This is a genomic window from Couchioplanes caeruleus (assembly GCF_003751945.1).
Taxonomy (GTDB): domain Bacteria; phylum Actinomycetota; class Actinomycetes; order Mycobacteriales; family Micromonosporaceae; genus Actinoplanes; species Actinoplanes caeruleus.
The window spans coordinates 6,455,465-6,467,689 of record NZ_RJKL01000001.1; the positions used below are offsets into that span (position 1 = coordinate 6,455,465).

Below are 12,225 nucleotides of genomic sequence, written 5' to 3' on the forward strand. Positions count from 1 at the left end.
CGCATTTGCCGCAATTGTTATGAAGAATAACAAGAGTCACGTTATGGCCCGATGATTTCCCGATAAATCTTCAGGTAGTCCTCGACCATGCGGTCCGCGGAGAAGCGGCTGCGGGCCCTCGCCCGGCAGGCGGCCCGGTCGAGGCGGCCGATTCCCTCGACGGCCGCGACGGCCTCGTCGACGCCGTCGACGAGCCGGCCGGTGAGACCCTCGTCCACCACCTCCGGCATCGAACCCCTCGGATACGCGACCACCGGCGTGCCACAGATCATGGACTCGACCACCGACAGCCCGAACGGCTCCGCGAACCGGATCGGGTGCAGCAGGGCCGCGCTGCCGCCGAGGATCCGCGCCCGGTCCTCGGGGCCGACCGATCCGAGATAGACCACGGCCTCGCCGTCGATGTGCGGCTCGACCTGGTCGCGGAAGTACCGTTCGTCCTGGACGATGCCGCACAGCGTGAGCCGGCGACCGGCGCGGCGGGCGATCTCGACGGCCGCGTGGGTGCCCTTGTCCGGGTGGATGCGCCCGAAGCAGACCAGGCCGTCGCCGCCGTCCGCGGTGAAGGGCAGGTCGTCCAGGTCGACGCCGTGGTAGACGGTGCCGGCGTAGTCGAGATATGGCGAGCGGTCGGCGTCGGAAATGGACACGAACGCCGACCGGGCCCGGCGGTACGCCGGCAGAATGTTCGGCCCGGAGAAACCGTGGATCGTGGTGAGCATCGGCGCCCGGCAGTGGCCCGAGAACGCCAGCGGCAACCAGTCCAGGTGGTTGTGCACGAGGTCGAAGTCGCCCGAGCGTTCCAGGGCGTACCCGACGTGCAGCGCCTCCCAGACCCGGCCGTCGATGTCCGGGTCCTCCTCGTAGCCGCGGCTCACGACGCCGTCCAGGGTGGCCTTGGTGACCGAGTCGAGCGTCGCGAACAGGGTCACGTCCACACCCCGCGCGGTCAGCCCCTCGGCCAGCAGGCTTGTGATCAACTCCCACGGCCCGTAGTGGACGGGCGGCGTCCGCCATGCGATCGGTCCGAGCAGCGCCACCTTCATGATCCTCAGTATGCGAGCGGATCGGGGGTTTCGTCCGTGGTTCCCGTGTTAAACCAGTGACCATGGAGAACCACCCCTGGTGGCACCGGGCCGTCGTGTATCAGATCTATCCGCGCAGCTTCGCCGACGCGGACGGCGACGGCATGGGCGACCTGAGGGGGATCATCCAGCGCCTCGACCACATCGCCGGCCTGGGCGTCGACGTGATCTGGCTGTCGCCGATCTGCCGGTCCCCGCAGGACGACAACGGCTACGACGTCAGCGACTACCAGGACATCGATCCGGTCTTCGGCACGCTGGCCGACTTCGACGAGTTGCTGGCCGGGGTGCACGAGCGCGGCATGCGCCTGGTCATGGACCTGGTGGTGAACCACTCCTCGGACGAGCACGCCTGGTTCGCCGAGAGCCGCTCGAGCAGGGACAACCCCAAGCGCGACTGGTACTGGTGGCGCCCGGCCCGGCCCGGCATGGAGCCCGGCACGCCCGGCGCCGAGCCGAACAACTGGGGATCGGTCTTCGGCGGCTCCGCCTGGGAGTACGACCCGGCGACGGGCGAGTACTACCTGCACATCTTCAGCCGCAAGCAGCCGGACCTCAACTGGGAGAACCCCGAGGTCCGTGACGCGGTGTACGCGATGATGAACTGGTGGCTGGACCGGGGCGTGGACGGCTTCCGGATGGACGTCATCGACCATATCTCCAAGGACACGTCGCTGCCCGACGGAGTGGTGCGCCCGGGCTCGCGCTACGGCGAGGGCGGACCGCACTACATGAACGGGCCGCGCAACCACGAGTTCCTGCACGAGATGCACGAGCGGGTCTTCGCCGGGCGCGAGACGCTGCTGACGGTCGCCGAGATGCCCGGCGTCACCATCGAGGAGGCGGCCCGCTACACCGATCCGGCGCGGCGCGAGGTCGACATGGTCTTCGGCTTCGAGCACGTCTGGGTCGACCGCGGACCCGACCCGTGGGCGCTCTATCCGTTGCGGCTCACCGAGCTCAAGGGCATCCTCGGGCGCTGGCAGACCGGGCTCGCGCAGGTCGGCTGGAACAGTCTCTACTGGAACAACCACGACCAGCCCCGGGTCGTCTCGCGCTACGGCGACGACTCGCCGGAGTTCCGCGTACGGTCGGCGAAGATGCTCGGCGCGGTGCTGCACCTGCACCGCGGCACTCCGTACGTCTATCAGGGCGAAGAACTCGGCATGACCAACGCGCCGTTCGCGTCCATCGCCGACTTCCGCGACATCGAGGCGCTCGGCCAGTACGCGCAGGCCGTCGAGCACGAGGGCCATTCGGGCGAGGACGTGCTCACCGTGCTGCGGGCCCGTGGCCGCGACAACGCGCGTACGCCGATGCAGTGGGACGACTCGCCCCAGGCCGGATTCACGACCGGCACGCCGTGGCTCGCGGTGAATCCCAACCACAAGGAGATCAACGCCGCCGCGGCGGTCGCCGACCCCGACTCGGTCTACCACTTCTACCGCCGGCTGATCGCGCTGCGCCATGACGAGCCCGTCGTGGTGTACGGCGACTTCACCATGCTGCTCCCCGACGACGAGCGGCTGTACGCCTTCACCCGCCGGCACGAGGACGCCGAGCTGCTCGTCATCGGCAACTTCTCCGGCGAGCGGGTCCGCGCCGACATCCCCGGCGCCGAGGCGTGGTCGTCGGCGGAGCTGGTGCTGACCAACGCCCCGGCACCGACCGGTCTCGAACTGGAACCGTGGCAGGTGGTGGTCTACCGGCGCGCCGCATGATCGCCGGCCTCGGGGGGTACTGCGCCGTCATGAGTGACGTCGCCTACCGCCCGGGTCCCGCGCACGGTTCGGTGTGGAGCCTGGCGCCCTTCGGCGCCGCGGTGGCGGCTGCCGCGCTGATCGGCGGCCTGGGCGTGACCGGCACGGCCGCCGAGTATCAAAGCCTCGACCAACCGTCATGGGCGCCGCCGTCGTGGCTGTTCGGCCCCGTCTGGACGATCCTGTACGCGATGATCGCCGTCGCCGGGTGGCTCGTGTGGCGCCGCTCGGGCTGGACGCCGGCGCTCACCGCGTACGCGGTCCAGCTCGTCCTCAACGCGATCTGGACGCCCATCTTCTTCGGCCTCGGCCGCTACGGCCTGGCCCTGGTGGACATCGCCGTACTCTGGGTGGCGATCGGCGCGACGGTAGTACTGTTCCGCCCGATCTCGCGCCTCGCGGCGGGGCTGCTACTGCCGTACTGGGCCTGGGTGACCTTCGCGACCGCACTCAACGCGGCCATCTGGCACGCCAACTGACGCCGGGCCCGGCTCAGCGTTGCTCCGCGAGCCGGGCCGTGACGCGCCGCGCGGGCTCAGCGTTGCGCGGCGAGCCGGGCCGTGACGCGCCGCGCGGGCTCAGCGTTGCGCGGCGAGCCAGGCCGCGACCTGGGCGCGGGAGGTGAAGCCCAGCTTGCTGAGGATGTTCTCCACGTGTCCCTCGGCCGTGCGCTGGGCGACCACCAGACGGGCGGCGATCTCCCGGTTGGTCAGGCCCTCCGCGACGAGCGCCGCCACCTCGCGTTCCCGGGGAGTCAGGCCCAGGTCGCCGAGATGTGCGGGGGCGGGCGGGCCCGCGGCCGGGCGCGGCGCCGGGACCCGCTCCACGGCCAGCGCCATCGCTTCGGCGGCGGTCAGGGCGACCCCGCGGTCGAAGGCCGCCTCGAAGGCGCGGTCGCCGAGCCGGGCGCGGAGCTGCGTAGTGACCTCGTCGTGGAAGACGCGCAGGGCGCGGAACGACGTCAGGGACGCGTGCATGGCCCGCCACATGCGGTCCGACGCGCCCAGCAGTTGGGCGGCGCGCTGGTCCCGGCGCACGCTGGCCGCCACCCAGCCCAGCGCCTCCAGCGACAGGCCGACGGTGAACTGCTCGTCCTCGACGACCGTGCCGATCGTGAGGCTCTCCTTGGCCGCGGCGGAGGCGCCCGCGTGGTCGCCCGCGCGCCAGCGCAGCACGCTCAGCGCCCAGAGCGCGAACGAGCGCCACCACACCTCGCCGTGGGACTCCGCCAGGTCGCGGCAGGCCGTCAGGTCGGCGTAGCCGTCGTCGGGCGATGCCGAGGACAGCCCGCGGGCGAGCCCGAGCACGGCCAGGCACCACAGCTCGCCGGTGCGGACGTCCAGCGCGCGGAAGCCCGCGAGCGCCTCCTCGAACAGTGGCAAGGCCGTCGCGTGGTCCCCGGCGAACATCGCGATGTTGCCCTCGACCACGGGGATGAACGCCCGTTCCGCCGACGGCGGCAGCGTGGCGGCGAGCTCCTTGGCCTCGAACAGCAGCGCCGACGCGCGCGGCTGGTCGCCCTGGACGCAGGCGATCCAGGAGGCCACGCGCAGCGCCCGGGCCCGGGTCCAGTGCCGCGGTGGCGGCATCGCCAGGGCGCGGTCCAGCCAGTGCCGGCCCTCGGACAGGAAGCCCCGGACGAACCAGTGGTTCTGCAGGTCGGCGGCGAAGCGCAGGGCCACCTCGGGCGGGGCGGAACCGACCGCGTGCTCCAGGGCGACCCGGAGGTTGGCCTGCTCACGGCGCAGCCGCAGCATCAGTGCCGCCTGGTCCGGGCTGGCCCAGTGCACGTCGCCGTAGTGGGCGAGCTCGGCGAACCAGTCGCAGTGCCGGCGGGCCACCTCGGGCTGCTCGTCGGCACCGGCCAGCCGGACGGCGCCGTACTCGCGGACCACCTCCAGCATCTTGTAGCGCGCCCGCGGGCCGTCGCCGACCCGGAAGATCACCGACTTGTCGACCAGGGAGGCGATCAGGTCGAGGATCGACTCGGGCGCCAGCGGCGGGAACGCGCACACCTGCTCGGCCGCCTCCAGCTCGAAGCCGCCGGAGAAGACCGAGAGCCGCGACCAGAGCCGGCGCTCCGGCTCCGCGCACAGGTCCCAGCTCCAGTCGATCAGCGCGCGCAGGGTCTGCTGCCGGGCCGGCGCGTTGCGGGCACCGCTGGTCAGCAGGCGGTACCGGTCGGTGAGCCGCTCGAGGATCTCCTCCAGGGTCAGCACCCGCAGCCGGGCCACCGCCAGCTCGATCGCCAGCGGCATGCCCTCCAGGGCCTGGCACAGCGCCGTGACCGTCGCGCAGTTGGCCTCCGTGACCGCGAAGCCGGGCAGCACGGCGGTGGCCCGGTCTACCAGCAGGCTGGCCGCCTCGTAGCGGGCCAGGTCGGCCGGCGTGCACGCGTGGTCGGCCGCCGGCACCGACAGCGGCTGCACGGTCAGCGTCGCCTCGCCCGCGATCCGCAGCGCCTGCCGGCTGGTGACCAGCACGCGCAGGCGCGGGCAGGCGCGCAGCAGCGTCTCCACGAGATCCGCGCTCGCCGCCACGAGGTGCTCGCAGTTGTCGAGGATGAGCAGCGCCTGCCGGTCGGCGAGGAAGGTCGCCAGCCCCGGTGCGTCGGGCCGGACCGACTCCTCGCGTACGCCCAGAGCCTCGGCGACGGTGACCGCGACCAGATCGGGGTCGCGCAGCTCGGCGAGCTCGGCGAGCCACACCCCGTCGGGGAACGCGCGGCGCAGCTCCAGCCCGGCGTGCCGGGCCAGGCGGGTCTTGCCGACGCCGCCCGCGCCGGTGAGGGTGACCAGGCGGCTGGTGGTGAGCATCCGCCGGACACCGGTCAGCTCGTGCCGCCGGCCCACGAAGCTGGTCACCTCCGCGGGCAGGTTGCCCAGGGATCCGTGCGTGCTCGTGGCGGTGCTCATAGGAGCACGTTAGTGTGTGCGACCCCCGGTTGCCCGGCCCTGTCCGGCGGACACCGGGGAACTACCCGGGTGATACCCGGATCCTTCGACGCGGGTACTTTCCCCGGTGCCGCCGGCGCCGCGGTCGATCAGCATGGGACCCCTCGACGGATCACCGAGGAGAGGGGTACGTCATGGGCCGCCATGCGGCCGACCGGCCCACCCGGTTGCCGCTGCACGCCGACCTTTTCGTTCCAGATGCCGGTACCGCCGCCGTCCTCGCGGCGCGGGAGCGGGCCGCCGAGGCGTTCGACGCCCTGGTGGCGCCGCACCGCGCGGCGCTGAAGGGGTACGTGCTGCGGCTGACCGGCGGCGACGAGGTGGCCGCCGCGGACGTGATCAAGGAGACCCTCTACCGCGCGGCGCAGGATCCGGCCCGTTTCCCCCCACGGGCCTCCGCGGTACGGCCGTGGCTGGTTCTCACGGCCCGTACGGTCCTGCGCGACGGCGAGCGCTCCGCCCCCGCTGGGCATGACGACCACTGGGTCGCCCCGGCGGAGCGCTCGCCGTCCCCCCGCACCGGGACCACGATCGTGCGGGCGATGGAGGATCTCGCGGCGGCGCACCGCGAGATCCTCGTCGAGCTGTTCTACGGCGGCGTCGCGCTGGAGGACGCCGCCGAGGCCCGCGGCACTTCTGTGCGCGAGGTCAAGTCCAGCCTCTACTTCGCGCTGCGGGCGTTGCGGTCCGTGCTCGACCGGCAGACGGGCGACCCGTCCGAGCCCTATCGCAGGTAGACCAGTCCGTCCGAGATGATCCCGGGACGTCCCGCGGTGCCCTCTACGACTATCTTGATCGTGTGCCGGCCGCTGGAACCCCACGAGCGGGTCCACACCGCACGGCGGTGCAGCGCCGCGGGGGAGCGCAGGTCCACGATGCCGGCGGGCTCGCCGTCCACATACAGCTGGACCCGGCCCGAGACCGACGTGCGGCTCACCGCGAGCGCGGCCGAGCGGCCGGTGAACGACCAGCTCAGCGACGCGCCGGCCGAGGTCGCGCGCAGGGCCGAGCCGCCCAGGTAGGCCGAGCTGCCGATCGAGCGCCAGGTGCCGCCGCGCACCGCATTCGTCTCCGCGACCATGATCGGCGTCCGGACCGCCGCCACCGACCGCGCGTTGCCCGCCCGGTCCGTGGCCCGCAGGCCGTACGTGGTCGTCACGCCCGGCCGCACCGCCCCGGCCCAGGCCGTCGCGGTGGTGCCCAGGTCGGCCGTCGACGGCCTGGTCAGCCGCACCGCGCGCAGGCCGCCCGCGTCCCGCACCGCCCAGCTCAGCCGGACCGGCACGATGCCGTCGACCGACCCGGGCCGCAGCGCGACGCTGGGTCCGCGGGTGAACTCGGGCAGGGTCTCGTCGGCGAACACGGCGGTCTCGGTGACCGCGATCCGGCCGTTCAGCGCGACCGCCCGCACCCGTACGGTGTGCCGACCCGGCGCGAGCCGCAGCAACTGCTGGCGCTGGCCGGCCGGCACGGAGGCGGTCAGGGTGCCGTCGACGTACACGTCGTAGCGGTGCATCAGCGTCGTCGCCGTGTCCACTTGCCAGTACGGTCGGACCGCGCCGCGGGTGAACCAGGTGGAGCCGATCCTCGTGGCGCCGTTCATCTTCGTCAGCCTCAGGTCCGCGGGCGCCGCCGAGGCGATGCCGCGGATCGTGCCGAGCTGGGCGTAGAGGACGGTGCCGGGGCAGGCGGTCCGGCCGGTGTCGCGGTGGCCGGAGACGCGGTTCAGCACGGCGCGGCTGCCCTTGGCGTAGCGGTCGCTGCCGCTCGAGATCAGCGTGGTCCGGCCGGCGGGCGGATTTCCGTACGTGCCGAGCTTATAGGCGGCGACCTGCGCGATGACCGTGCGGACGCGGGCGGAGACGCCGCGCGAGCCGTAGTCGCCGAGCACCGCGATCGCGCTGCTGCGCGCGTTGAACCCCAGCGTGTGCGCACCCAGGACGGCCCGGGCGATCCCACCCCGGCGTCCCTCGAAGAGGGTGCCGCACTTGTCGACGAGGAAGTTGTACCCGATGTCGTTCCAGTGGTTGCTCTTGACGTGGTACCCCAGGATGCCGCGGATGATCGACGGCGAGTCGGCGCAGTGGTAGCCGTTGGGCCCGGCGGTGTGGTGCACGAAGACCACCTGCACGTCGGTGGTGTACTCCGGCGCCTCCTTGACCAGTTTCTCGTTCGCGCCCCACTGCGCCCGGGTGACGACGTTCGGCGCCGGTCGCGGTGGCACGATGACACCCGGCAGCTTCCGCTCGTACGCCCTCGGCGCGGGCGCCGCGGGAGCCTCGCCCGGGTCGATCAGGTCGAGCCGCAGGCCCGGTGGCAACGACGTGGTGCGCCCCGGCTCCGCCGCCACCCGGGCCTCGACGCCGTCCGACGGGCCCACCCACAGCGGGTCGGTGCTGCCCCGGGTGCCGTCGGCGTCTGCCGAGCCCGGTTCGGCCGGATTCGGCTCGTCGGCATCCAGGGTCTGCCACGGCGACCAGGTGCCGTCGGCGGCCGAGCGGGTCCGCACCTGCACCGTGCCGGTCAGCCGCTTCGCCGGATCCGCCCAGGTCGCGCCGACCAGACTGAACCGTCCGGTCGCGCGGGGAGCGACCGTGCTCCGGGCGGCTGGCGCGGAGAAGTCGCGGCCGGTCGGCGACGGGCCCGAGGCCGGGGCCAGGTCGATGGTCTGCAGGGTGGGCTCGGTGGCGGTGCCCGCCGAGCGCAGGTCGACCGGTTCGGCCTGCCCGCCACTGCTCAGAATCACCAGGACGCTGCTCAGGATGACGGCTGTGCCCATTGCCGTACTGATGACTCGTCTGTGCGTTGGCTTCACGCGTTTCCCCCCGCGAAAGACTTCGGACCGGCCCAGATAGGGATGAAACGTACGCGTTCCCTCCGGGTCCCGCAGGGCTTTCCGGGGACACCGTTACGCACCGGGCCGGAGGGTTAATGACCCGGACGGGAATGCCGATGAAAGGACGTGACCTCCGTGTCGGCACCTCGGCGCGCGGCAGCCGCCCCCGTGGTGCCGGCCCGCGACAGGTCGGTGCTTCCCCCGTACGCCAGGGCCGTGGCCTGGTCGTATCTCGGTGTGGCCGGGGCCGCCCTGGTCCTGCTCGCCGCCGGCCCACCGTGGCTGAGCACCCCGCTGATGCTCCTCAGCGCGCTGGCCGGACTCGGCGCCATGCGGTACGGCGCGCTGCGCATGGCGTTGCCCGGCGAGCGAGGCCCGTGGCTGTGCCTGTTCTGGTCGGCGGTCCTCTTCCTCGTCGGCATCGCCATCCGCGCGGTGGTTCCCGGGGCGGGTGCCTCCCCGCCGACGAACATGGCCCTGATTCCGGACGCGTTCGTGCTCCCGGCGTACCTGATCATGGGATATGCCTTCGCCGGCATGCTGCGCCGGCGCCGGGCGGCGGAGGACGATCCCGCGCGGATCGACGCCATGCTGGTCGGCCTGGCGGCGGCGTTCATGTGCTGGACCTACCTGATGGCACCCTCGATGCAGCAGACGGACCTCACCCCGCTGCGGGTCGCCAACTCCTTCTTCCCGGTCTTCGACGTCGTGCTGCTGGTGCTCGCCGCCCAGCTAGCGCTCTCCGGCGGGGCCCGGCAGCCCGCCCTGTGGCTGCTCATTGCGGCCGCCGCAGCCATGTTCGCCGGCGATTTCCTCTTCATGCTCCGCGACGGCGCGATCGCCGACGTGCCGCAGCACACCGTCGACGTGCTGTTCACGGCGACGTTCCTGCTCGTCGGGGCGGCCGGGCTGCAACCGTCCATGCGCAGCCTCACCGAGCCGCAGCGGATCATCGTCAAGGACCTGAGCAAGATCCGTACGGGACTGATCGCCGCGGTGGTGGTGGTCCCGGTGGTGATCACGACCGTCGAGCCGGCCGGCAGCACGGTGAACGGCGTGGTCCGGGCCGTCCTGTGCTCCCTGCTGATCCTCGCCGTGCTCTACCGCGTGGTCCGCTCCAACAACTCCCGGGCCCGGGCCGAGCGGGCCACCCGCCGGCGGGTCACCCACGATGCCCTCACCGACCTGCCCAACCGCGAGCTGCTCGCCGAGACCATCGCGGGCTGGGGCGACCGGGCCGCCGCCGACCAGCTCGAGGTCAGCCTGCTCTTCATCGACCTCGACCGGTTCAAGATGGTCAACGACCACTGGGGTCACCAGGTCGGCGACGAGCTGCTCTGCGAGGTCGCCGGGCGGCTCAGCGCCCAGGTGCGCGACGACGACCTGGTGTGCCGGATCGGCGGCGACGAGTTCGTCATCGCGCTGGCCAGCCCGTCCCACTCGCGGCTCGCCGAGTCGCTTGCCGCCCGCGTGCTCGATGAGTTCGCCCGGCCGTTCGAGCTGTCCGTAGGCAACGTGGTGATCTCGGCGTCCATCGGGGTCGCGAAGTCGCCGGGCGGTACCCAGGCGCTCGAGCTGATCCGCGACGCCGACACCGCGATGTACAAGGCCAAGGGGCAGGGCCGCAACGCGTACGCGCTGTTCGACACCTCCCTGCGCGACCAGGTCCGCGACCGGATGAACCTCGAACAGGCGCTGCGTAGCGCGCTGTCGCGCGGCGAGCTCTCGGTGCACTACCAGCCGATCGCCGACCTGGCGACCGGCGAGCTCGACGGCTTCGAGGCGCTGATGCGCTGGCAGCACCCCACGCTCGGCTCGGTGTCCCCGCTCGACTTCATTCCCATCGCCGAAGAGACCGGCCTGATCGTCGAGAGCGGCGCCTGGCTGCTGCGCGAGGCGGCCGGGCAACTCGCGCAGTGGCGCGCCGCCCGCGGCCCGGGCGCGCGGCCGCTGCACGTGTCGGTCAACGTGTCCGTCCGGCAGTTGCGCGACGGCGCCCTGGTCGGCGTCGTCCGTGACGTGCTCGCCGAGACCGGGCTGCCGCCGGAGGCGCTGTGGCTGGAGATCACCGAGTCCGGCGTCATGGAGGAGCTGGAGACCGCGCTCGCCACCCTCGACGCGTTGCGGGACCTCGGCGTCACCATGGCCATCGACGACTTCGGCACCGGCTACTCGTCGCTGAGCTACCTCAACCGCCTGCCGGTCGGCATCGTCAAGCTCGACCGCTCGTTCGTCTGCGAGGTCGGCCGGCACGGCGCCAACGAGTCGATCGTGCGGGCCGTGCTCGCCATGACCCGGGCCATGCATCTGCGGGTGGTGGCGGAGGGCGTCGAGACCGAGCTGCAGAGCGACTGGCTGCGCGAGCAGGGGTGCGACCTGGCCCAGGGCTGGCTCTACGGCAAGCCGGCGCTCCCCGCCGAGCACGACGAGCTGATCCACCGGGCCACCGTGCGCTGACCGCACCCGGTCTGCACGCGTTCTGCACGCGGTCAGGTCCAGGGTGGTCGGATGACGACTTCCGAAGAGACCGCCGAGCGCCTGCTGGGCGCACTGATCGGCGCCGCCGAGCTGCTCACCGTGGAACTGGGTCGGGAACTCGGCCTGTACGCCGCCCTGCGCGACGCGCCTCGCACACCGGCCGAGCTGGCCGGGACGACCGGCACGGACGAGCGCTACGTCCGGGAATGGCTGGAGCAGCAGGCCGCCGCGGGCCTGATCGACGTCGCCGCGGACGGGCGGTTCGCGCTGCCGGCCGCCATGGCCGAGGTCGTTCTGGACGAGACGGGACCGGCCTACCTCGGCACGGCCGGGCAGTTCGCGCTCGGCCTGGCTCTGGCCACCCCGGCCGTCATCGACGCGTTCCGCACCGGCCGCGGCGTCTCGTACGCCGACTACGGCCGGCACATCCGGCACGGCATCGCCGCCTTCAACCGGCCGATGTTCACCCACCAGCTCGCCGGGGAGTGGCTGCCGGCCCTGCCCGAGGTGGACCGGCGGCTGCGTGCCGCGCCCGGCGCCCACGTCCTCGACCTGGGCTGCGGGGTCGGGCACTCGTCGGTGGCGCTGGCGCTGGCGTACCCGTCGATCACCGTACGCGGCGTCGACCTGGACGAAGCCTCCGTCGCGGAGGCCCGGCGCACGGCGGCGGCGGCCGGGGTCGCCGACCGGGTCGCCTTCGCCCTCGGCGACGCCACCGCCGTCAAGGACGAGCGGCCCGCCGACCTCGTCACGATCTTCGAGGCCCTGCACGACATGGGCGACCCGGTCGGCGTGCTGACCGCCGCCCGCGAGGTGCTCGCACCCGGCGGCAGCGTGTTCATCGGCGACGAGCGGGTGGCGGACGAGTTCACCGCGCCGGCGGGGGAGATCGAGCGGCTCCAGTACGCGTTCAGCGTGCTGCACTGCCTGCCGGCGACACGCGCCGAGAGCCCGGACCATGCGCACGGCACGGTGCTGCGCGCCCCGACGGTGCTGGCGTGGGCCCGCGAGGCCGGCTTCGCCGACCCGAAGGTGCTGGACATCCCGAACGACTTCTGGCGCTTCTATCTCCTGCGCTGACCGCCCCGGCCGAATCCACCCGGGCATCGCGC

Annotated in this window: 8 protein-coding genes; 5 read left to right on the plus strand and 3 right to left on the minus strand. The window is 72.7% G+C overall.

Going from position 1 to position 12,225, the window contains the following annotated elements:
• Window positions 1-41: 41 nt before the first annotated feature.
• Window positions 42-1,046, minus strand: coding sequence for a glycosyltransferase family 4 protein (locus tag EDD30_RS29015; RefSeq protein ID WP_071806353.1), 1,005 nt, complete (start codon window positions 1,044-1,046; stop codon window positions 42-44).
• Window positions 1,047-1,108: 62 nt separating this feature from the next.
• On the opposite strand from EDD30_RS29015, the gene EDD30_RS29020 reads away from it, so the two are divergent.
• Window positions 1,109-2,806, plus strand: a complete 1,698-nt coding sequence (locus EDD30_RS29020; protein WP_071806378.1) for a glycoside hydrolase family 13 protein — start codon at window positions 1,109-1,111, stop codon at window positions 2,804-2,806.
• Window positions 2,807-2,835: 29 nt separating this feature from the next.
• Window positions 2,836-3,324 carry a TspO/MBR family protein gene (locus EDD30_RS29025; protein ID WP_071806377.1) on the plus strand — a complete coding sequence of 163 codons (489 nt, stop codon included), beginning with the start codon at window positions 2,836-2,838 and terminating at the stop codon, window positions 3,322-3,324.
• Window positions 3,325-3,423: 99 nt separating this feature from the next.
• On the opposite strand, the gene EDD30_RS29030 is transcribed toward EDD30_RS29025, so the two are convergent.
• Window positions 3,424-5,760: an ATP-binding protein gene (locus tag EDD30_RS29030; protein WP_084556512.1), complete on the minus strand. Its 2,337-nt coding sequence runs from the start codon at window positions 5,758-5,760 to the stop codon at window positions 3,424-3,426.
• A 173-nt stretch (window positions 5,761-5,933) separates the two neighbouring features.
• Here EDD30_RS29030 and EDD30_RS29035 point away from each other — a divergent pair, with 173 nt between their 5' ends.
• A complete protein-coding gene (locus EDD30_RS29035) occupies window positions 5,934-6,536 on the plus strand; it encodes a sigma factor (protein WP_071806352.1) in 603 nt (200 codons plus the stop codon).
• On the opposite strand, the gene EDD30_RS29040 is transcribed toward EDD30_RS29035, so the two are convergent.
• Window positions 6,524-8,578, minus strand: a complete 2,055-nt coding sequence (locus EDD30_RS29040) for an N-acetylmuramoyl-L-alanine amidase (protein ID WP_071806351.1) — start codon at window positions 8,576-8,578, stop codon at window positions 6,524-6,526. The two genes, EDD30_RS29035 and EDD30_RS29040, sit on opposite strands and share 13 nt — an antisense overlap.
• A gap of 192 nt (window positions 8,579-8,770) precedes the next feature.
• Here EDD30_RS29040 and EDD30_RS29045 point away from each other — a divergent pair, with 192 nt between their 5' ends.
• Together EDD30_RS29045 and EDD30_RS29050 are read left to right on the plus strand one after the other, a co-directional pair.
• Entirely contained in the window at window positions 8,771-11,092 is a 2,322-nt protein-coding gene (locus tag EDD30_RS29045; protein ID WP_244945441.1) for a putative bifunctional diguanylate cyclase/phosphodiesterase, read from the plus strand.
• A gap of 51 nt (window positions 11,093-11,143) precedes the next feature.
• A complete protein-coding gene (locus tag EDD30_RS29050) occupies window positions 11,144-12,193 on the plus strand; it encodes a class I SAM-dependent methyltransferase (RefSeq protein ID WP_071806350.1) in 1,050 nt (349 codons plus the stop codon).
• Window positions 12,194-12,225: the final 32 nt, after the last annotated feature.